This window comes from Geodermatophilus bullaregiensis (assembly GCF_016907675.1).
Taxonomy (GTDB): domain Bacteria; phylum Actinomycetota; class Actinomycetes; order Mycobacteriales; family Geodermatophilaceae; genus Geodermatophilus; species Geodermatophilus bullaregiensis.
In genome coordinates this window covers 219,297-240,178 of record NZ_JAFBCJ010000001.1, presented here as the reverse complement: position 1 = coordinate 240,178, position 20,882 = coordinate 219,297, and the positions used below count along the sequence as shown (strand labels likewise).

19 protein-coding genes are annotated in these 20,882 nt (G+C 75.4%); 11 read left to right on the top strand and 8 right to left on the bottom strand.

The annotated features are described in order from the left end of the window. Positions 1 to 114 precede the first annotated feature (114 nt). The 7 genes from JOD57_RS01040 to JOD57_RS01010 all read left to right on the top strand — a co-directional run bounded on the left by JOD57_RS01040 (position 115) and on the right by JOD57_RS01010 (position 7,643). Positions 115 to 1,965 carry a BCCT family transporter gene (locus JOD57_RS01040; protein WP_307824355.1) on the top strand — a complete coding sequence of 617 codons (1,851 nt, stop codon included), beginning with the start codon at positions 115 to 117 and terminating at the stop codon, positions 1,963 to 1,965. 130 nt (positions 1,966 to 2,095) lie between these two features. After that, positions 2,096 to 2,386: a dihydrofolate reductase family protein gene (locus JOD57_RS01035; protein WP_204690187.1), complete on the top strand. Its 291-nt coding sequence runs from the start codon at positions 2,096 to 2,098 to the stop codon at positions 2,384 to 2,386. Positions 2,387 to 2,818: 432 nt separating this feature from the next. Further along, positions 2,819 to 3,859, top strand: coding sequence for a hypothetical protein (locus JOD57_RS01030; RefSeq protein WP_204690186.1), 1,041 nt, complete (start codon positions 2,819 to 2,821; stop codon positions 3,857 to 3,859). Positions 3,860 to 4,013: 154 nt separating this feature from the next. Continuing rightward, positions 4,014 to 5,342: a PheS-related mystery ligase SrmL gene (gene srmL / locus JOD57_RS01025; RefSeq protein WP_204690185.1), complete on the top strand. Its 1,329-nt coding sequence runs from the start codon at positions 4,014 to 4,016 to the stop codon at positions 5,340 to 5,342. 47 nt (positions 5,343 to 5,389) lie between these two features. Next, entirely contained in the window at positions 5,390 to 5,902 is a 513-nt protein-coding gene (locus JOD57_RS01020) for a universal stress protein (protein WP_204690184.1), read from the top strand. 82 nt (positions 5,903 to 5,984) lie between these two features. Then, positions 5,985 to 6,470 carry a cation:proton antiporter regulatory subunit gene (locus JOD57_RS01015; RefSeq protein ID WP_204690183.1) on the top strand — a complete coding sequence of 162 codons (486 nt, stop codon included), beginning with the start codon at positions 5,985 to 5,987 and terminating at the stop codon, positions 6,468 to 6,470. Between the two features lie 9 nt (positions 6,471 to 6,479). Then, positions 6,480 to 7,643: a cation:proton antiporter gene (locus JOD57_RS01010; RefSeq protein WP_204690182.1), complete on the top strand. Its 1,164-nt coding sequence runs from the start codon at positions 6,480 to 6,482 to the stop codon at positions 7,641 to 7,643. A 3-nt stretch (positions 7,644 to 7,646) separates the two neighbouring features. Here JOD57_RS01010 and JOD57_RS01005 read toward each other — a convergent pair whose 3' ends face one another. The 8 genes from JOD57_RS01005 to JOD57_RS00970 form a co-directional block, all read right to left on the bottom strand. Continuing rightward, positions 7,647 to 8,564, bottom strand: a complete 918-nt coding sequence (locus tag JOD57_RS01005) for an ABC transporter permease (protein WP_307824353.1) — start codon at positions 8,562 to 8,564, stop codon at positions 7,647 to 7,649. Continuing rightward, positions 8,561 to 9,457, bottom strand: a complete 897-nt coding sequence (locus JOD57_RS01000) for an ABC transporter ATP-binding protein (protein WP_307824352.1) — start codon at positions 9,455 to 9,457, stop codon at positions 8,561 to 8,563. The genes JOD57_RS01005 and JOD57_RS01000 overlap by 4 nt, the downstream gene beginning before the upstream one ends. A gap of 68 nt (positions 9,458 to 9,525) precedes the next feature. Next, positions 9,526 to 10,611 (bottom strand): hypothetical protein, encoded by a 1,086-nt coding sequence (locus tag JOD57_RS00995; protein WP_204690181.1) that lies wholly within the window; start codon positions 10,609 to 10,611, stop codon positions 9,526 to 9,528. After that, complete coding sequence (locus tag JOD57_RS00990; protein WP_204690180.1) at positions 10,595 to 11,191, bottom strand: sigma-70 family RNA polymerase sigma factor; 597 nt, start codon at positions 11,189 to 11,191, stop codon at positions 10,595 to 10,597. Before JOD57_RS00990 ends, JOD57_RS00995 begins: the two co-directional genes overlap by 17 nt. Positions 11,192 to 11,266: 75 nt before the next feature. Further along, complete coding sequence (locus tag JOD57_RS00985) at positions 11,267 to 11,707, bottom strand: ATP-binding protein (protein WP_204690179.1); 441 nt, start codon at positions 11,705 to 11,707, stop codon at positions 11,267 to 11,269. Between the two features lie 365 nt (positions 11,708 to 12,072). Beyond that, positions 12,073 to 13,320: a polyhydroxyalkanoate depolymerase gene (gene phaZ, locus JOD57_RS00980; protein ID WP_204690178.1), complete on the bottom strand. Its 1,248-nt coding sequence runs from the start codon at positions 13,318 to 13,320 to the stop codon at positions 12,073 to 12,075. A 111-nt stretch (positions 13,321 to 13,431) separates the two neighbouring features. Continuing rightward, positions 13,432 to 15,024, bottom strand: a complete 1,593-nt coding sequence (locus JOD57_RS00975; protein ID WP_204690177.1) for an acyl-CoA synthetase — start codon at positions 15,022 to 15,024, stop codon at positions 13,432 to 13,434. Positions 15,025 to 15,056: 32 nt separating this feature from the next. Then, positions 15,057 to 16,832 (bottom strand): PHA/PHB synthase family protein, encoded by a 1,776-nt coding sequence (locus JOD57_RS00970; RefSeq protein WP_204690176.1) that lies wholly within the window; start codon positions 16,830 to 16,832, stop codon positions 15,057 to 15,059. Between the two features lie 279 nt (positions 16,833 to 17,111). On the opposite strand from JOD57_RS00970, the gene JOD57_RS00965 reads away from it, so the two are divergent. Genes JOD57_RS00965 through JOD57_RS00950 form a run of 4 tightly spaced genes read left to right on the top strand, consistent with a single transcriptional unit; the run spans position 17,112 to position 20,881 of the window. Continuing rightward, positions 17,112 to 17,900 (top strand): ABC transporter ATP-binding protein, encoded by a 789-nt coding sequence (locus JOD57_RS00965; RefSeq protein WP_204690175.1) that lies wholly within the window; start codon positions 17,112 to 17,114, stop codon positions 17,898 to 17,900. Continuing rightward, entirely contained in the window at positions 17,888 to 18,763 is an 876-nt protein-coding gene (locus JOD57_RS00960; RefSeq protein WP_307824351.1) for an ABC transporter ATP-binding protein, read from the top strand. Before JOD57_RS00965 ends, JOD57_RS00960 begins: the two co-directional genes overlap by 13 nt. Next, positions 18,760 to 19,650: a branched-chain amino acid ABC transporter permease gene (locus tag JOD57_RS00955; RefSeq protein ID WP_204690174.1), complete on the top strand. Its 891-nt coding sequence runs from the start codon at positions 18,760 to 18,762 to the stop codon at positions 19,648 to 19,650. The genes JOD57_RS00960 and JOD57_RS00955 overlap by 4 nt, the downstream gene beginning before the upstream one ends. Beyond that, on the top strand, positions 19,643 to 20,881 hold the full coding sequence (locus JOD57_RS00950) for a branched-chain amino acid ABC transporter permease (protein WP_204690173.1): 1,239 nt from the start codon (positions 19,643 to 19,645) through the stop codon (positions 20,879 to 20,881). The genes JOD57_RS00955 and JOD57_RS00950 overlap by 8 nt, the downstream gene beginning before the upstream one ends. Position 20,882: the final 1 nt, after the last annotated feature.

Sequence of the window (20,882 nt, the reverse complement as noted above, 5' to 3'; positions counted from 1 at the left end):
TCGGACCCCGGCGCGGTGGGTGCACCTGCGGCCGGCGGGGGGCCGGACCGCAACGGTGCCACCGGCCGGGGGAGCGCCGAGGAGCACGCTCCCGTCCGGGCGCGGGACGTCTCCGTGTCCGGGACGCACCCCGCGCTCGCCGAGCCACCGCCGTGCGTGGCCGACCGGCACTGGGACGTCGACCGGGTGCTGTTCGCCATCGCAGCCACCATGGCCCTGGCCTTCGTCGCCTGGGGCTTCGTCAGCCCCACGGGTCTGAGCACCGCCAGCGGTTCGGCGCTGGCCTGGGTGACGGGCAACCTCGGCTGGTTCTTCGTCCTGCTGGCCACGGCCTTCGTCGTCTTCGTCATCTGGCTGGCGGCGAGCAGGTACGGCCGCATCCCCCTGGGGCGCGACGGCGAGCGGCCGGAGTTCCGCACCGTCTCGTGGGTCGCGATGATGTTCAGCGCCGGCATGGGCATCGGGCTGATGTTCTACGGGGTGGCCGAGCCACTGTCGCACTACGTCTCCCCGCCGCCGCTGACGGTCGAGGCCGAGTCGTCCCAGGCCATCGAGACGGCGATGGCGACCACGCTCTTCCACTGGACGCTGCACCCGTGGGCGCTGTACGCCGTCGTCGGGCTGACCATCGCCTACGGCACCTTCCGCCGGGGACGCCGGCAGCTGATCAGCTCGGCGTTCATCCCCCTGCTCGGCGAGCGGCGGGTCGCCGGGCCGGCGGGCCGCGTGATCGACGTGCTCGCGATCTTCGCCACCCTGTTCGGCTCGGCGGCCTCGCTGGGGCTGGGCGCGCTGCAGATCGGCAGCGGGATGCAGATCCTCGGCTGGGCGGGGGACGTCGGCAACGGCGTGCTGGTCGGCATCATCGCGGTGCTGACGGCGGCCTTCGTCGCCTCGGCGGTCTCCGGCATCGCCCGGGGCATCCAGTGGCTGTCCAACACCAACATGGTGCTGGCCCTGGTCCTCGCGCTGTTCGTCTTCGTGGCCGGCCCGACGGTCTTCATCCTCAACCTGATCCCCGACGCGCTCGGCAACTACTTCTCCGACCTGGGCTCGATGGCCGCCCGCACCGAGGCCACCGGCGGTGACCCGATGGCCGCGTGGCTGCGCGGCTGGACGGTCTTCTACTGGGCCTGGTGGATCAGCTGGACCCCGTTCGTCGGACTGTTCATCGCACGGATCAGCCGTGGGCGCACCATCCGCCAGTTCGTCACCGGCGTGCTGCTGGTGCCGAGCGTGGTCAGCCTCGTGTGGTTCGCGGTCTTCGGTGGCGCCGGCATCGCCCTCCAGCGGGACGGCGTCGACGTCGCCGGCGCGGGGTCGGCCGAGGGGCAGCTGTTCGGGGTCCTCGAGCAGTACCCGCTGGCCACCGCGGCCACGGTCCTGGTGATGGTCCTCGTCGGGATCTTCTTCGTCTCCGGTGCCGACGCCGCCTCCATCGTCATGGGGTCGCTGTCCCAGCGCGGGACGCTCGAGCCCAGCCGGTCGGTCGTCGTCTTCTGGGGTGTGGTGATGGGCTCCGTCGCAGCGATCATGCTGCTGCTCGGGGAGGAGGGTGCCGCCCTGACGGGGCTGCAGAACCTCACGATCATCGCGGCGCTGCCCTTCGCGGTGGTCATGGCCGCGATGGCCGTCAGCCTGGTCAAGGACCTGCGCTGCGATCCCATCGTGCTGCGCGGCACCTACGCCAGCGTGGCCGTGGAGCAGGCCGTCGTCCACGGGATCAGCCGTCACGGCGACGACTTCGTCCTGTCCGTGCAGTCGGCGCCGTCCGCCGTCCCGCCGCAGGAGGCCACCCGCACCACGCCGCCACCGGTCGTGAGCCCCCGCCGCGAGGCCGACCCGCCGGTCGTCGCGGACGGCGGCACCGGACACCGGCCGCCCGGCGAGGGCCCGGTCGTCGCGGCGCCGCAGGACGACCGCGGGGCGCGGGTCCCCGGCCGGCCGCAGGCACCGCGCGACTAGGCGTCGCGCCGCCGCTGATCCGGACGGTCCACCGCCGGACCGGACATGTCCTGGCTGACCGAGCACCTGGCCGACCCCGACCCGACGGCCGCGAGGGGCCTTCGGCGGCCGCTGGCAGGGGCCGGTCGTCGTGCCGACCCACCGCCCGCCCGCCCAGGCGCCCGAGGGGGTGACCTGCACCGGCGACCTGCACGACGCGGTGGCCCGGGCCGGCGCCGCCGCAGGGGACGGGTACGTCGACGTCCGCGGTGCCGATGTCGCCCGCCGGTGCCTCGAGGCGGGGTTGCTCGACGAGGTCCTGCTCGTCTTCGCCCCGGTGCTGCTCGGCGAGGGCGTGCGGGTCTTCGACCACCCCGGCGGCACGCGGGTGCGCCTGCAGCCCCTGCCCGGCGAGACCGCGCACTGGTACCGGGTGCGCTGAGCCGGTCGCGCTCCCGTCACCGGGCTGCGGGGAGCGCAGCGCCCGCGCGTCGCTGTATCAGCGGTACCGACCGCCGTCTCCGTGCCATGAGGGGCTTGGACCCCCGGCGGGAGGACAGCGGTGGAACCGCACGGAGCTGCACACGCTGGGGCACGACCGCGGGAGAACGGGAACAGGACGCGAACGCCGCTCGACGGGGACGACCACGGACCCCCGGGCGATCACGGCGCCCCCTGCCTCGACGATCTCATCCAGGCACACCACGACCGCAGGACCACGGGTGCGAGGGGGGACTTCGCGAGGCTGCTCGCGCAGTACCGGGGCGCCGACCGCGAGATCGTCGACCAGTACTTCGCCAGCCACGTCCACGCCGGCGCGCTGCACGTGTGCCGCAGGACCCGGTTCCACAGGCGGAAGGACCCCGAGATCCGCGTGAAGTACCCCGGGGAGAAGGTCGCCGTGGTGCAACCCGCGTTCGAGGCCGCGCTCTGGCGGGCGCGCGCCATGGAACGGCAGTCGGCGCTCGTCGTGGCGGGACGTCCCCGCCGTCTGCTCCTCGAGATGCTCCTCTCGATCATCGTGTACCTGCTCGGGGTGCTGGACTCCCTCGAGGCCGCAGGTCACGGAGAGCCGGAGGTCGAGGAGCCTCGTCGTGTGCACCGCATCGACAAGGCCGTGCGCATCGCACAGCGGGAACTGACGCGCCTGCAGCACTTCGTGGACCGAGCCGCGATCAGGACCGCGCTCAGGCACTACCTCCTGGGGGTGTCCCTCGGCGGGGTCGCCGTCTCGGCTTCGGCGTGGACGACCAGCCGGATACCGATGTTCGAGCAGACAGCGACGCAGGACCTGGTCCGTGCCATCGCCGCCGGGGGACTGGGTGCCGTCATCAGCGTGATGATCCGGATCAGCCACGGGCAGCGGCTCGACGTCGACACCACGCAGGACGACTTCATGACCTGCATGGCCGGCAGCTTCCGCCCGGTCATCGGCGGGGCCCTCGGCGTAGCGCTGTACGTCCTGCTGCAGGCGGGTCTCACCCCCCTCGAGATCCCGGAGCAGGCCGTGACGCCTCGTACTTCTTCACGGCCATCGCCTTCCTGGCCGGTTTCAGCGAGCGCTGGGCCCAGGACGCCATCGTCCGGAGCACACCCCTGCCCGAGTCCGCGAGCACCTCTCGCACCCCGCCGACGAGCACGCCGGTCCCCGCCGAGGACACGGACCCGGCCGTCGCACCCACGGCCACCGGCCTGGGCGGTCGAGAACGCGTCCGACGACCGGGCACGGCGCGATCACCCCGGGCCCGGGACAGGACCTGACCTGCGGATCCCGATCGTCGCCCACACGCCCGGCTCCGTCGGGTGCACCCGTCGGGCTCCGGCAGCCCGGGCGGTCCCGTCGGGCCCCTCGTCCGGGCGGAGGCGAAAAACCAGCGGAGACGTGTCCGACCTCGCCGATAGGCTCACACCGTGACCGGCTCGACGCAGCGATTCCGCCGCCCCGGGACCGTCCGGGCGCGGCTCGCCGTGCGCTGACCCGAGCACTCCTCGCAGCGCGGAGGCCACGCCCCGGGTGGTTCCGGGGCGTTCGTCGTCCCGCACACCTCCCGCCTCCCTGCGAGGTCCCCGTGTCCGCTCCCACCCACCCCGCCCTCGCCCTGCGCGACCTGAGCGACCCGTCCGCGGGGCTGCACGCCGTCCAGCTCGTCGTCGACCGGCTCGAGGCCGCACTCACCGACCTCTGGGGACTGCCGGTGCGCCGGGACCCCGGCCCCCGGATCGTGCCCGTCGCCGACAACTACGACCGGCTCCGCTACCCACCCGACGCGGTCACCCGCGACCGGCGCCACACCCGCTACGTCGACGACGAGCACGTGCTCCGGTCGCACACCACCGCCCGGGTCCCCGCGCTGCTGCGCGACCTCGCCGCCGACCCGGCCGGGGAGGTGCTGCTCAGCGTCCCGGGGATCACCTACCGTCGCGACGTCATCGACCGGCACCACGTCGGCGAACCGCACCAGATCGACCTGTGGCGCATCCGTCCCGGCGGGGAGCCGCTCGCCGAGGACGACCTGGTGGGGATGGTCCGCGCGGTCGTGCAGGCGGTGCTGCCCGGCACCGGCTGGCGCACCCCGGCCAGCCGCCACCCGTACACGCTCGCCGGACGGGAGGTCCTCGTGGCCGTCGCCGACGTCGAGGTCGAGGTCGGCGAGTGCGGACTGGCCCACCCCGGGGTGCTCGCCGCCGCCGGACTCCCGCGCGCGGCCAGCGGCCTGGCCATGGGGCTGGGCCTGGACCGGCTGGTCATGCTCGCCAAGGGCGTGGACGACATCCGGCTGCTGCGCTCGACCGATCCCCGGATCGCGTCGCAGATGCTCGACCTGGCGCCGTACCGACCGGTGTCGGCGCACCCGCCGGCCCGCCGCGACGTCTCCGTCGCCGTGTCCGTCGACGTGGACGCGGAACTGCTCGGCGACCGGATCCGCGCTGCGCTCGGCTCCGCCGCCGACGCAGTGGAGGAGGTCGTCGTGCTGTCCGAGACCGACCACGCCGACCTGCCCGCGGTGGCCCGGGACCGGCTGGGCACGCGGCCGGGGCAGAAGAACGTGCTGCTCCGGCTGGTCCTGCGGCACCCGGACCGGACACTCACCGCCGCCGACGCCAACGCGCTGAGGGACCGCGTCCACCTCGCCGTGCACGAGGGACGGCAGCACCTCGGGTCGCCGGCCGGCCCGGTCACAGCGGCGGGAGAGGGCGCGGCAGGCGTCCCTGAGCTCGGCCGGCCGCACGTCGGCGAAGTCCGCGTCGAAGGTGGCGAGCAGCCCGGCGATGCCGGCCCAGGACCACGCGCCGAGCGCGATGCGGGTCCGGGTGCGCGACCTCGACGGCATCGACCTCGAGGCGGTGTGCCACCACCCCGAGCCCCGCTGAGCGCGCGCCCGCACCGGGGTGCGTGACCGTCGTCCGCGGCCGCGGACGCCCCCCTCCGCCGTAGGCTCCGCCCATGACGGAGTTGATCGACGCAGAGGCGGACGACGACGGCGTCGCGGAGGTGGCGGACGTCGCGGGCGGCGTGCTCGTGGGCCACGACGGCTCCGCGTGCGCGCAGGAGGCGCTGCAGTGGGCCGCCGACCTGGCCCGCCGGGCCGGGTACCCGCTGCACGTGCTGCGCGCCTGGAAGATGACCACCGCGCCGCGGCCGTCGACCTGGGAGCCCGGGTACGTGCCGCCGCTGGAGGACTTCGAGACCGCGGTGCGGGAGCAGCTCGAGGCGCACGTGGCGTCCGCGGGACTGGACCCGTCCCTGTCCGTGACCTGTCACGTGACGCACGGCTCGCCGGCCCGCGGGCTGATCGGGTCCGCCGCCCGCGCCGACCTGCTGGTGGTCGGCGCACGGGGGAGGGGCGGGTTCGCCGGGCTGGTCCTCGGCTCGGTGAGCGACCAGTGCGTGCGTCACGCCCCGTGCCCGGTCGTCGTCGTCCGGTCCGGGACCGCGTCGGGCGTCGCCGCGGGGTGAGGCCGCCGCCCCGGGACCGCCGGGGCGATCGGCCGGCTGATCGTCCCGGAACCGCGCGGGTGCGGGCTGCGACCATGCCGGCATGGACCTCGAGGAGACCATGCTGCCGGGGGTCGGCGTCCGGTACCGGCTGCGGACCCGTGCCGGTGAGGTGCTCGGCATCGTGCTCCGGAGGGAGGGGGCGGCCGAGGTCGCCGTCTACGACCGGCGCGACCCCGACCGGGCGCGCGGCGTGCTGCACCTCGAGCCGGACGAGGTCGAGGCCGTCGCGGAGGTGCTGGGCGCGCCCCGGCTCACCCAGCGCTTCGCCGACCTCTCGCGTGAGGTCCCCGGGCTGGAGTCGGGCCGGTTCCCGATCGGTGCGGGCTCGCCCTTCGCCGGCCGCCCGCTGGGCGACACCCGGGCCCGCACCCTGACCGGTTGCTCGATCGTGGCGATCGTCCGCGACACCGACGTCGTGCCGTCCCCCGGGCCGGCCGACCCCCTGCGCGCCGGGGACGTCCTGGTCGCGATCGGCTCGGCCCGGGGGCTGGAGGAGCTGCGACGCCGCCTCGACGGGCCGGCGTAGGACCGGCCGGTGGACCACGTCGCCCAGCTGCTGGTCGAGCTCGGCCTGCTGTTCACGGGGTTGTCCCTGCTCGGCCTGCTGGCCCGTCGCCTGGGCCTGTCCTCGGTGCCGTTCGTGCTGGTCGCCGCGCTCGCGGTGGGTGAGGGCGGGGTCGTCCCGCTGACCACCTCCGAGCCGTTCATCGAGGCGGCCGCCGAGATCGGCGTCGTGCTCCTGCTGCTGGCCCTCGGACTGGAGTTCTCCGCCGACGAGCTGTTCACCTCGCTGCGGCACCACGGCCCCTCGGGGCTGGTCGACCTGCTGCTCAACGCCCCGCCGGGGTTCGTGGCCGGTCTCCTGCTGGGCCTGCCGTGGCAGGGGGCGCTGGCGCTGGCCGGCGTCACCTGGATCTCCTCGTCGGGCATCGTCGCCCGGCTGCTCGGCGACCTGGGCCGGCTGGCCAACCGGGAGACCCCCGCGGTGCTCTCCGTGCTGGTGCTCGAGGACCTCGCGATGGCGCTGTTCCTGCCGCTGCTCGCCGTCTCGCTCGCCGGCGGGGGACCGGGAACGGCGCTCGCCGGCGCCTGCCTCGCCGGCGGCGCGGTGGCACTGGCGCTGCTGGCGGCCCAGCGGCAGGGGCACCGGCTCGGCCGGCTGCTGGGCTCGGCCGACGACGAGCAGCTGCTGCTGCGCGTGGTCGGGCTCACCCTGCTGGTCGCCGGGCTGGCCCAGTCGCTGGGGGTGTCCGCGGCCGTGGGCGCCTTCCTGGTGGGGCTCGCGCTGCCGGCGTCCTTCGCCGAGCGGGCGCGGTCGGTGCTCGGGCCGCTGCGCGACCTGTTCGCGGCGACCTTCTTCGTGGCCTTCGGCCTGTCCACCGACCCCGCCGCGCTGGTCCCCGTGCTGCCCGCCGTCCTGCTGCTCGCCGTGGTCACGGCCGGCACCAAGGTCGCGACCGGCTGGTTCGCCGCGCGGCGCGACGGCGTCGCCGTGCCCGGCCGGTGGCGCGCCGGGACGGCGCTGGTGGCCCGCGGCGAGTTCTCGATCGTCGTCGCCGGCCTGGCGGTGGCGGCCGGCATCCCGGAGGTCGGGCCGCTGGCCACCGGCTACGTGCTCGTCCTCGCCGTGGCCGGCCCGCTGCTCACCCGCTTCGTCGAGCCGCGCGGCCGGCCGGCGGTCCCGCGGTCGCTCGCCTGAGCCTCACACGTCCCGGCGGCTGAACGACAGCGCGGCGAGGCTCCCGATGAGGGCGGTCCACACGACCACCCAGGCCAGGTAGCCGGCGCTGAGCGGGGCGACACCGAGGAACGGCGAGCCCTCGAAGTCGGCGCCGAACGAGCTCAGCGCCGTCGAGTCCTGGAAGGCGTGCATGGCGCCGCGCCAGAGCCCGTCGGTGGGCAGCAGCATCCGCGAGACCGTGCCCACCTGGGCCACGCCGTCGTTGCCGACGACCTCGCCCACGCTGCCGACGACGCCGGCCACCCAGGTCGCGCCGAACAGGCCGACCGCGACGATGCCCGAGGCCATGGGGGAGACGGCGGTGGACAGCAGCAGCGCCAGCGTCATCAACACCGTCGTCTGCGCGGCGAGCAGCAGCAGGCCGGTGACCGGGTCGGGGGGCCAGTAGCCGACCGTCACCTGGACGACGAGGAACTGCGCCAGCCCCGCGACGGCGACGAAACCGCTGCCGAAGACCACCAGGCCCAGCCACTTGCCGAGCAGCACGGTGGCGCGGCGCACCGGCCGGGCCAGCACGGACAGCGCCATGCCCGACTCGACCTCGCCGGACAGCGTCGGCCCGGCCAGGAACGCCGTGCCGAGCGCCGCGATGAGGCTCAGGCCGAACATCACCAGGTTGAGCAGCTGGGAGGCGACCAGCCGGGCCTCACCGCTGGTCAGCGCGCCGAACTCCGGATCGACCGACGCCAGCTTCGCGAAGCCCCAGGCCGACAGGCCCAGCAGCGCGACCGTGAGCACGCCCAGCGCGCGCAGCACCTTGCGGCGGGCCGCCTCGCGCAGCGTCAGCCCGGCGACGGTCAGGACGGTCGCGGCCCCTCCCCGCGCGCGCTCGTCGGCCCTCCGGCCGGCCGTGCCGCGGTCGTGCGCCAGCCCGGTCACGGGTGCTCCTCCCGCAGGATGCCCAGCAGCCGCTCCTCCAGGCTGATCCGCACCGGCTCCACCGCGTGCACCCGCACACCCAGGCCCACCAGGTCGGCGACCAGCCCCGGCACCGCGGACCCGTCGTCGTCGCCCGGCAGCGCGACGGTGAACTCCTCGCCGGTGCGGTGCAGCGCGCCGACCGCGGCCATCCGGGCCTCCGCGGCCGCGGTCACCCCGCCCAGCCGCAGCCGCACCTCCCGCTGGCCGAGCAGCTCCGTCAGCGTGCCGGAGGCGGCGACCCGCCCGCGGTCGAGGATCACGACCCGGTCGCAGACCCGCTCGACCTCGCCGATGAGGTGGGAGTTCAGCAGCACCGCCACCCCGCGCTCCCTGAGCGAGAGCACGATGTCACGGACGTCGACCCGCCCGAGCGGGTCCAGCGCGCTGGTCGGCTCGTCGAGGACGACGAGCTCCGGGCGCGCGACGAGCGCCACGGCCAGGCCCAGCCGCTGCTGCATGCCCTTGGAGAAGCCGCCGACCCGGTCGCCGGCCCGCTCGGCCAGGCCCACCAGCGCCAGGCAGTCCCGCTGCTCCTCGCCGGGGACGCGGGCGCCGGCCAGCCGCACGTGCAGGGCGAGCACCTCCGCCGCCGTCAGCCACGGCTGGTAGCGGAAGAGCTCGGGCAGGTAGCCGACCCGCTCGCGGGCCCGCGGGTCGCGCCCCCGCCGGCCGAGGAGCAGCACCTCGCCGGCGTCCGGGCGGACCAGCCCGAGCAGCATCTTGATCACGCTCGTCTTGCCGGCGCCGTTGGGCCCGAGCAGGCCCAGGACCTCGCCGCGGCCGACGGCGAAGGAGACGCCGTCGACCGCGGTCCGCCGTCCGTACCGCTTGCGCAGCCCCGAGCACCACACCGCCGGGGACGGCGGCAGCTGCGCGAGCAGCCGGTCGGCGTCCCCGGCGGTGGCGGTGCCGACGGCGGTCAGCGCAGCCCCCGGGCGACGGCGAGGACCTCGTCCTCGCTCAGCGAGCCGGCGACCCCGGTGACGACGCCGTCCTCGACCCACACCACGCCGGTCACGGTGCCGTCGCGGGTGGCCAGGACGGTGGCCTCCTGCCCGCCGACGTCCGCGGTGGAGGACGTGGCCAGCTCGGCGGGCACCGGCAGCGGCAGCGTGGTGCCGTCGGCGGTGAAGTCCTCCAGCTGCGCCGCCAGCTCGTCGGGCAGCCCCGGGAGGGACAGCAGGTAGTCGCGCGCGGTCTCGAACGGGACGCCGGAGGAGAACGCGCTGGGCGCGGTCACCCGGGCGACGACGAGCGCGGGCACGCCCCGTGCCTCCGACCACACGGCGGCGACACCCGGGCCGGCCACCAGCCGGAAGGTGCTGCCGTCGAGCCCGGCCGGCGGCGGGGGCACCGTCTCGCCGGCCTCGGCGGCCGCCTGGGCGGCCCGGTCGGCGGAGAAGGTGAACTCCGCGACCGCCTGCCCGCCCACGGTGTAGGCCGGCTCACCGGTCACCCCGGCGGGGAGGGCGTCCACCTGCGGCACGTCGAGGCCGGTCTCCTCCTCGGCGGCCGCGGCGTCGGCGACCTCGTGCACGCCGGGGTCGGTGACCAGCTCCAGGTCGCCGTAGGCGGAGAGGTCCGGCAGCCCGACCAGGTCGGTGCTGCTGACCGGGAGCGCGGCGACCTCCTCGGTGCGGAAGACCTGCAGCCAGTCGGCGGCGGCCGCGGCACCGGCCCCGCCCAGGACCAGGGCGACGCCGAGGGCGGCGGCCACGGGGCTGCGCAGGGCCCGGCGCCACCGCCGGGCCGGCGCCGGAGCGGGCGCGGCCGCCCGGCCCCGGGCGTCGGCGGCGACGTGCGCGGCGAACCGCCCCCACGCCAGGTCGACGTCGGGGGTGGCGGCCGCGGACAGCGCGGCGGTGGCGGCCGCGGCGTCCTCCCGGACGGCGGTCAGGCCGCGCCGGCACTGGGCGCAGCCGGCGACGTGGGTGCGGTCGTCGTCGGGGACGCCGGCCGGCTCGTCGAGCAGGCGGCGCAGGGTCCCGTCAGTGGGATGGCGCATGGCGGGTCAACTCCTCGCGAAGGGCGGACTCGGCGCGTCGCACGGTCGTGCCGACGCTGCCGGGGGACAGGTCCAGGGCGGCGGCCACGTCGGCGTAGCTCAGGCCGCTGTGCCGCAGGACGAGGGCGACGGCCTGCCGGCGGGGCAGCCGGGCGAGTGCGGCACGCACCCGGCCGTGCTCCTCGCGGACGACGACGGCGTCGGCGACGTCGGGCGTCTCCGACTCGCCGTCCGCGGCGGCCTCCTCGCGGGCCGTGCGGCGGCGGCCCGAGCGCAGGTGGTTGAGCGCCGTGTGGGCGGCGGCGACCGCCAGCCAGCGCGGCGCCTCGGCGGCCGGGACGGCGGTGCGGCCGAAGGCCAGGAAGGCCTCCTGGGCGACGTCCTCGGCCTCGTCCCGGGAACCGAGGACGCGGGCGGCGACGCCGACCACCCCCGGGTAGCAGGCGCGGAAGACCTGTTCAAGGTCGGCCCGGACGGCGCCCCCCGCACCCGCCACGGTCCCGTCCCTCCGTCCGGTGCGCCCCGGCGCGACCCCGCGCACCGCGGCGGCCGACAGGGCGGCGACCGGTGCCTGCCTCATGACGTCCACACCCTTACAGCACCGCCGCCGTCCCGGATGTGACACCGGCCCGTCCGGCCCCCGGCCGCTCCCGGGTCAGGTGGGCGGCGCGGGCCGCACCCAGGCCCACACGTGCTTGCTCACCGGGTCGCTCCACCAGCCGTGGGCCGCGCTCAGCCGGGCGACCATGTACAGCCCCAGCCCCCCGTGCGCGGGGTCGCGGTCGAGGGCCGGCGCCGGCCAGCGGTCGGGCGCGGCGTCGGTGACGTCGACCAGCCAGCCCTCGTCGTCGTGCGTGACGGTGACGTGCACGGGCCGGCCGCCGTGGCGCAGGCCGTTGGACGTGAGCTCCTCGAACGCCAGGAGCAGCCGCGCGAGGTCGTCCTCGCCGGCCCGCGGCGGAGCGGCCTGCCGGCGCAGCTCCTCGCGCAGGCGTCCCCGGTGGTGGGTGAGGTCGGCCGCCGCGGCGATGTCGCCGTCGTACACCGGGGTGGGCAGGGGTGGCGGTGGCTGCTCCTGCCAGAGCGGCGCGTCCATGGGTCCGTCCTCGGGGCCGGCCGGCCCCCTCGGGGGATCGACGTCGCGGGGCCCGGCCGCGGAGCGTCGTCGTGTCGGAACCGGATCCAGGGGCTGGTCGAGCTGGACGGCGCTGCCGACGTTACCCGGGTCACGGCCGGACGGCCCGCCCGGGCGCTCGGCGCGAGACGGGGAGCTGCAGCCGCGACGGGTGCGCGGCGTCGTGGGACACCTCGGAGCGGCACGGCCACCCGGCCGTCGCACCACGGCTGCCCGCACCCCGCAAGGGTGCGCGGGCAGCCGTGGTGCTCGGTGGTGCCCGGCCGGACGTGCCCGCCGGAGCCGGCCGGCGCGGTCCCGCCCCGCCGTCCCCCCGCCGGCGGACGTCAGAGCGCGGTGGCCGCCGCCGTGCAGGCGTCCTCCTGCTCGGCGACGAACGCCCGGAAGACCGGGTAGATCTCCTGCTCCCAGCGCGAGCCGGCGAAGACGCCGTAGTGGCCGACGCCGTCCTGCAGGTGGTGGCGCCGGCGCTCGGCCGGGATCCCGGTGCACAGCGCGTGCGCCGCCTCGGTCTGGCCGGGCGAGCACATGTCGTCATGGGCGCCCTCGACGGTGAGCAGCGCGGTGCGGGTGATCACCGAGGGGTCCACGGGCTGCCCGCGCCAGGTGAACACGCCGCGGGGCAGGTCGTGCTCCATGAAGATCCGCTGCAGCGTCTCCAGGTAGAACTCGGCGGGCACGTCCATGACCGCGCCGTACTCCTCGTAGAAGGAGCGGGTGGCCGCGGCGCGCTCCTCGTCGCCGGCGACCATGGCCCGGTACATCCCGAGGTGGGCCCCGAGGTGCCGGCGGGGGTTCATCGACATGAACGCCGTCAGCTGGGTGACCCCGGGGTAGACCCGGCGCCCGGCGCCGGCGTGGCGGGCCGGGACGGTGGTGGTGAGCAGCCGCTCGTACCGCGACAGCGAGTGGCGGTCGGCGGTGAGGTTGACCCGGTTGGGGTTGACCCGGGTGTCGATGGGCCCGGCCATCAGCGTGACGCTGCGGGGCTGGGCCGGGTCGTCGGCCGCGGCCAGCACGGCGACGGCGGCCAGCACCAGCGGCGCCGGCTGGCACACGGCCATGACGTGGGTGTCCCCGCCGAGGTGCCGCAGCGCCTGCAGCACGTGGTCGACGTACTCGTCGAGCCCGAACCGGCCGGCCGAGACGGGGACGTCGCGGGCGTTGCGCCAGTCGACGACGTACACGTCGTGGTCGGCCAGCAGGGTGCGGACGGTGGGCCGCAGCAGGGTGGCGAAGTGCCCGGAGATCGGGCCGACGACCAGCACCCGGGGCTGCTCGCCCACGTCCGGCTTGGCGAAGTGCAGGACGTCGGCGAACGGCGTCGACAGGGCCGACCCCACGACCACCTCGGCGCTGCGCCCGTCGACCTCCACCGCGTCGATGCCCCACTCGGGGCGGACGTGGGTGGGGCGCGCGTCGGCCACGATCCGGCAGGCGGCCCGCAGCCGGCGCGGGGCGGGCAGCCCGGCCAGCGGCGCCGGCAGGGCCTCGATGGCCCGCGCGGTCAGCGCGGACGTCGTCCGGGCCGGGGCGGTGAGCCGCTGCTGCCACTCGTAGGCGGTGTAGAGCACGGGACGGTCTCCCTCGGGGTGCGTGGGTCTGTGGCCCACGCCACAGCTACCCGACGGTAACCGACGGTTCCGCCACCGGCCCGTCCAGCCCGTCCCCGGCGTGCCGTGCCGTCACCCGGCCAGCCCGGCGTGCGCCGTCCGCAGCTCGCGCTTGAGGATCTTGCCACTGGCGTTCTTAGGGAGGGCGTCGGCGAGGACGACGTGCCGCGGCGTCTTGAAGCCGGCCAGCCGCTCCCGGCAGAACCCGACGAGCTCCTCGGGGGCGACCGTGGCGCCCTCCCGCAGCACGACCACCGCCGCGACCGCCTCGATCCACCGGGGGTGGGGGATGCCGAAGACGGCGGCCTCGGCCACCGCCGGGTGCTGGTGGAGGACCTCCTCGACCTCGCGGCTGGCCACGTTCTCGCCGCCGGTCTTGATGACGTCCTTCTTGCGGTCGACGACCGTGACGTAGCCGTCCTCGTCGGCCACGCCGAGGTCGCCGCTGTGGAACCAGCCGTCGCGGAAGGCCTCCGCGGTCCTCTCCGGGTCGTTCCAGTAGCCGGCGGTGGCGTGCGGGCTGCGGTGCACGATCTCGCCCTCGACGCCCGGGCCCACCGGCCGGCCCAGGTCGTCGACGATGCGGGTCTCGCCGTTGATGCAGGCCGTGCCGGCCGATCCCGGCTTGCGCAGCTGGTCCTCGGGGGAGAGGACCAGGGCCAGCGCGGACATCTCGGTCTGCCCGTAGAAGTTGAACAGCGCCATCCCGGGCAGCCGGGCGCGCAGCTCCTCGACCACGGCGACGGGCATGATCGACGCGCCGTAGTAGCCCTTGGCCAGCGAGGACAGGTCCCGGCGGTCGAAGTCGGGGGAGCGCAGCAGCCCGATCCACACCGTCGGCGGGCAGAACAGGCTGGTGATCCGCTCGCGCTCGACGGTCGCCAGCACGGTGGCCGGGTCGGGCCCGTCGAGCACCACGTTGGTCCCGCCGAGGTAGAGGTTCGGGTTCAGGAAGCAGTGCTGGGCGGCGACGTGGAACAGCGGCAGCGCGTGCAGGGCGACGTCGTCGGCGCCGTAGCGGCCGTCGACGATGCAGCTCACGTACTGGGTGACCAGGCTGCGGCTGGTCATCATCACGCCCTTGGGCCGCGACTCGGTGCCGCTGGTGTACATCAGCTGCAGCACGTCGTCGTCGGCGACCGGCACCTGCGGGGTCGAGGCGTCCGCGTGCGCGGTCCAGGCCTCGAACGCCTCCCAGCCCTGCGGCAGCGGCCCGCCGTCGCTGCCCAGCACCCCGCGCACCCGCACGGACGGGTCGCGCCCGGACAGCTCGAGCGCCTCCCGCGCCACCGGCAGCAGCGCGGACTCCGCGACGACGCCGACGGCTCCGCAGTGCTCCAGGACGTAGGCGACCTCACCGGCCCGGAGCATGAAGTTGACCGGGACGGCGATCGCGCCGAGCCGGGCCAGGGCGAAGGTGAGCACCACGTAGCCGTCGTCGTTGTGCGACAGCAGCGCCACCCGGTCGCCCTTGGCCACGCCCCGCGCGGTGAGTGCGTTGGCGGTCCGGTCGACGACGGTGTCGAGCTCGGCGTAGGTGTGGCTGCGGTCGCGGTAGCGCAGCGCCGTCTTCCCGGGGGTGCGGGCCGCCGAGCGGTGCAGCAGGTCGCCGAGGGCGTGCCGGCGGCCCCGGGCGACGGTGGTGGTGAGTTCTTCGTCGAACACGGTCGTCCTCCTCGTGCGCGGTCGGGACGGGGTCAGGCCGGCGTGCGGTCCCGGACGTAGGAGCCCGGCGCGGCCTCGAGCGGCGGGTGCGCGGCGTCGCCGGGGGCCTCGGGCGCCGGCCGCTCCTCCCCGGAGCGCTCCAGCACCCAGTCGGCCCACGCCTCCCACCACGTGCCGGTGCGCTTCTCCGCCGACGCGCGCCACCGCTCCGGGTCGGTGCCGGGCTCCCCGCCGATCCAGTAGCTGGCCTTCGGGTTGCCCGGCGGGTTGACCAGGCTGGCGATGTGCCCGGCGTTGCTGAGCACGTAGGTGGCCGGGCCCGACAGCAGCTCCGTCGTCCGGTAGCACCCGGTCCAGGGCGTGAGGTGGTCGTTGACCGCGCCGGTGACGAACACCGGGACGGTGATCCGGCCCAGGTCGACCGGGGTGCCGAGCACCGTCAGCGCGCCCGGGGTGGCGAGGGTGTTGGACCGGAAGACGTCGAGGAACTGCCCGTGCAGCCTCGCCGGCAGGTTCGTGCCGTCGGCGTTCCAGGCGAGGATGTCGAAGACCGGCGGCGGCTCGCCCATCAGCCAGTTGTTGACCACGTAGTTGAAGACCAGGTCGTCGGGGCGCATCCAGCTGAACACCGCGCCCATCGACCGGGCGGTGATGACGCCGCTGCGGCGGGAGTCGGCGCCGGCCAGCTCGAGCAGGCGGGGCGCGGAGAAGGCGCCGATCGGCGCGCGGGTGCCGAAGTCGAGCAGCGTCACGCCGTAGGACGCGGAGTGCACCCGGTGGTCGCCGGTGGCCGCGAGGTGGTTGAGCACGGTCGACATGAGGATGCCGCCGGCGCAGAAGCCGAGGGTGTTGACGTCCTCGGACCCGGTGACGTCGGTGACGACGTCGATCGCGCGCAGGACGCGGCGGGCGTAGGTGTCCATGTCCCAGTCGGCCTGCTCGCGGGTGGGGTTGCGCCAGCTGACCATGAACACCCGCAGCCCGCGGCTGGCCGCGTACTCCACGAAGCTGCGCCCGGGCCGCAGGTCGAGGAAGTAGTAGCGGCCGATCGGCGGCGGGATCACCAGCAGCGGCCGCTCCCGGACCGCCGGCGTGCTCGGGCGGTACTCGATGAGCTCGGCGACGTCGTCGCGGTCGACGACGTCGCCCGGCGTGAGCGCGAGGTCCTCGCCGACGGTGAAGGCGCTGCGGTCGGTCTGCGACGGCATCCCGCCGTTGTGCCGGACGTCGTGCGCGAACTGCCGCAGGCCGCGGACCAGGCTGGCGCCGCCGGTGTCGAACGCGCGCTTGAGCGCGGCGGGGTTGCCCGGCAGCGTGTTGGTCGGCGCGAGCGCACTGGTCAGGATGCCGACGGCGAAGCGGGCCCGCTCGACGTCGTGCCAGTCCCCGGCGGTGTGCTCGTACTCGTCGACCAGCCGGGACAGCTCGTCCCCGAGCGCCGTGTAGCCCTGCGCGAGGCGGCGGTACACGGGGTTGGCCGACCAGGCCGGGTCGCTGAACCGCTTGTCCCGCGGCGCCGGCCGGTGCTCCTCGCTCCCGCGGGCGACCGCCGCCCAGGTGCGGACCAGCCGCCCCGCCCCGCGGGTGACCGGCCCGGGCTGGGCCAGGGCCGCGACCACGCCCCGGAGGACGCCGGCCGCCGAGGGGACGCCGACCGGTTCGCCGCCCTCGACGACGCCGGCCGCCTCGTCCTGGTCGGCGGGGACCTGCTCGGCCGGGGCCCCACCGGTCGCCGGGCGCCGCCCCGACCGGGGGACCGGCCCGGACCCCGCCGTCCCCGTCGGTGTGGTGGTCGGTGTCGTGGTCATCGCGGGCTCCGGTCGACGCGGTGGACGTGCTCGTGTGCTGTGCCTACCCGCAGTGTCCAGCCCCCGGGTGTTCCCACCTCCCCGGACGGGTCGCAACGTGGCCGGCACCAAGGACGCAGGCCCCCGGCATGGGGTAGGGGCACACGATCGACGCCGCGGGAGTCGGACGGTCCCGGCTCGTATCACCGGCAGGTCACGGTCTCGCGTTCCTGCCGATCAGGGCTTGACCAGCCGCCTATCGTTCCGCCGCATGTGGTCTCCGTCACCTCCGGTCCGCCCGTGCTGACCGTCGACTCGCTCCAGGTGACCTACGGCGGCGCGGTCGAGGCCGTCCGCGGGGTCTCCATGGAGGTGCCCGACGGCGCCGTCGTCGCGGTCCTGGGCAGCAACGGCGCGGGCAAGAGCACGCTGCTGCGCACCATCTCCGGCACGCTGCGGCTGCACCGCGGCCGGGTCGACGCCGGCTCGGTGCGCCTCGGCGACGTCGACCTGACCCGCCGCGACCCCGGCCAGATCGTCCGCTCCGGCGTCGTCCAGGTGCCCGAGGGACGGCGCATCTTCGGCCGGCTCACCGTCGAGGAGAACCTGCGCGCCGGCGGCATGGGCAACCGCGACCGTGCCGCCAAGGCCGCCGCCGTCACCCGCGTGCACGACCTGTTCCCCGTGCTGCAGGAGCGCAGCGGGCAGCGGGCCGGGCTGCTGTCGGGCGGCGAGCAGCAGATGCTCGCCATCGGCCGGGCGCTCATGGCCAGCCCGCGGCTGCTGCTGCTCGACGAGCCCTCGCTCGGCCTGGCGCCCCGCGTCATCGGCCAGATCGGCGAGGTGATCGCCGAGATCAACCGGCAGGGGACGTCGGTGCTGCTGGTCGAGCAGAACGCCACCATGGCCCTCGGCGTGGCCGACCGCGCCTACGTCCTCGACGTCGGCAAGGTCTCCCTGGCCGGGGACGCCCGCGAGCTCGCCCGGACCGACGAGGTGCAGCGGCTCTACCTCGGCCACACCGGCGCCGCACCCGGGACGCGGGCCGCCGCCGCGCCCCGCCGCACGCTGTCGCGGTGGACGGCGTGACCGGCCCGCAGGCGGCGGACGGCGCCGTCCGCTCCGACGTCCCGCCGGTCGAGGTCGAGCACGTCAGCGTCGCGTTCGGGGCCATCCGGGCGCTCAACGACGTCTCCTTCACCGTCGCCCCCGGCGCCATCCACGCCGTCATCGGCCCGAACGGCGCCGGCAAGTCGACGCTGTTCAACGTCCTCTCCGGGGTCTACCAGGCCACCGAGGGCGAGGTCCGGTTCGGCGACGCGCGGCTGAGCGCCATGCGGCCGTTCCAGATCGCCGGCGTCGGCGTGGCCCGGGCGTTCCAGAACATCGCGCTGTCCGGGACGCAGACCGTCGCCGAGAACCTCATGCTCGGCCGGCACCACCTGACGAAGGCCGGCTTCCTCTCCTCCGGGCTGCGGCTGCCGCGCGCCACCCGCGAGGGGAGGGTGCACGGCGAGCGGATCCGGGAGATCGCCGAGTTCCTCGACCTCGGCGACAAGCTGCACACCCCCGTCGGCGTGCTCTCCTACGGCGACCAGAAGCGCGTCGAGGTCGCCCGCGCGCTGTGCATCGAGCCGCGGCTGCTGCTCCTCGACGAGCCGGTCGCCGGGATGAACGCCCAGGAGACCACCCGGATGGCCGACGCGATCCGGGAGATCCGCTCGGCGCTGGGGATCTCGGTCATCCTCGTCGAGCACGACATGGGCATGGTCATGTCCCTGGCCGACCGGGTGACCGTCCTCGACTTCGGTCGCCGCATCGCCGACGGCACACCGGCGGAGGTCCAGTCCGACCCCGAGGTCATCCGCGCCTACCTGGGCTCGGGCAACGAGGACAACCCCGCCGACGCGGTCGTCCACCACTCCACCGAGGCCACGGGGGGCTCGTCGTGACCCAGTTCCTGTCCCTGCTGCTCAACGGCATCTCGCTGGGCGCCATCTACGCGCTCATCGCCCTGGGCTTCGTGATCATCTTCAAGGCCAGCGAGGTCGTCAGCTTCACCCACGGGTCGCTGCTGCTGCTCGGCGCCTACACGATCGCCCGGCTGTCGGACACGCTCGGCTTCCTGCCCGCGGTGCTGGTCGGCATCCTCGTCACCGCGCTGGCCGCGCTGCTCGTCGAGCGGTTCATCATCAACCGGCTCCGCGGCGCGCCGGTGATCAGCCTGGCCATCGTCACCATCGGCGTCGACATCATTCTGCTGACGGAGCTGATCCGGCAGATCGGCCCCGACATCCTCAACGTGCCGCACCCGTGGGGTGGGGACTCCGTCCGCATCGGCGGCATCGGCATCAGCGAGAACCGGCTGATCGCGATGGGCGTCGCCGCGGTGCTCATCGTCGCGTTCTTCGCCGCCTTCAAGTACTCCAGCTGGGGCGTGGCGATGCGCGCCTCGGCCGAGGACGGCGAGGCGGCGGCGCTGATGGGCATCCGGCAGGGCCGGGTCTCGGCCCTGGCGTGGGTGGTCGCCGGCATCCTCGCCGCGGTCGCGGCGCTCTTCCTGGTCGGCGCCCCCACCCCGGGCGTGAGCGCGGCCGCCTACACCGTCGCGCTGCGCGCCTTCCCAGCGGCGATCCTCGGCGGCCTGGACTCCACCGGCGGCGCGCTGGTCGGGGGACTGCTGATCGGGATCACCGAGGCGCTCGCCGCCGGCTACCAGGAGCAGCTGTCCTTCCTGGGCCGCGGCTTCGGCGAGGTCGCCCCCTACGTCGTGATGATCATCGTGCTGCTGGTCCGCCCCTCCGGCCTGTTCGGGACCAAGGAGCTGACACGTGTCTGACACCCTCTCCGCGCCGGCCGGCGCCTCCCGCTCGACGGCCACCCCGGCCGGGTCGGGCCCCCGGCGCTCGCCGGCGCGGTTCCTCAAGCCGCTGCTGCTCCTCGCGGCCCTGGTCGTGCTGCTGGTCCTCCCGCTGTACGTGGAGGAGTTCTGGCTGCGCACCGGGTTCGCCGTCGCCGGGGCGATCGTCGGTGCCATCGGGCTCAACCTGCTGGTCGGCACCACCGGGCAGCTGTCCCTGGCGCACGCGTTCTTCCTCGCCGTCGGGGCGGTCAGCTACACGTTCATCTCCGGGGAGTCCGGCGGGCTGGGCACGCGGGCGGCGCTGCGCGGGCTCGAGCTGCCGCCGATCGTCGGCATGGTCGTGGGCGTCCTGCTCGCCGGCCTGGCCGGGCTGGTCTTCAGCCCGATCGCGGCCCGGCTGCGCGGCATCTACCTCGGCGTCGCCTCGCTCGGCCTGGTGTTCATCGGCGTCCACGTGCTCAACACCTGGACGCCGGTCACCGGCGGGTTCAACGGGCGCTCGGTGCCGGAGTTCTCCCTGTTCGGGTTCACCTTCGGCAACAGCGACCCGCAGCTGTTCGTCCTCGGCGTCCCGTTCCGGGAGGCCGAGCGGCTGTGGTACCTCGGCATCGTCCTGGCCCTGGCCGCCTACCTCTTCGCCCGCAACCTGCTGCGCAGCCGGCCCGGCCGGGCGCTGCAGACCCTGCGCGACAGCGAGGTGGCCGCCTCCGTCATGGGCGTCAACGTCCAGGCCTACAAGGCGCGGGTGTTCCTGGTCAGCTCCATGTACGCGGGGCTGTCCGGGGTCATGTACGCGCTGTCGATCGGCAGCATCGCGCCGGAGTCCTTCGGCCTCACCGTCTCGATCCTCTACCTGGCGATGATCGTGCTGGGCGGCCTCGGCTCGGTCGCCGGCGCGGCGCTGGGCGCGGCCTTCGTCACCGCGCTGCCGCTGGTCTTCCAGCAGTTCGCCGACGTCCTGCCCCTGGTCAGCGCGCCCGGGGAGGGCGGCATCTCCGCCGGGGTGGCCGCCCGCTACCTCTTCGGCCTGGCGATCGTCCTCGTCGTCCTCTTCGAGCCCGGCGGCCTGGCCGGGTTCGCCAACCGCTTCCGCCGCCGGGGACACGGTCCCGGCCGCGGAGCCCCGAGCGCCGCCGCGGGCTCGGACCCGAGCACCACCGTCCCCGACCCGTCCGATCCACCCACACGAGGGAGCAGCACCACATGAG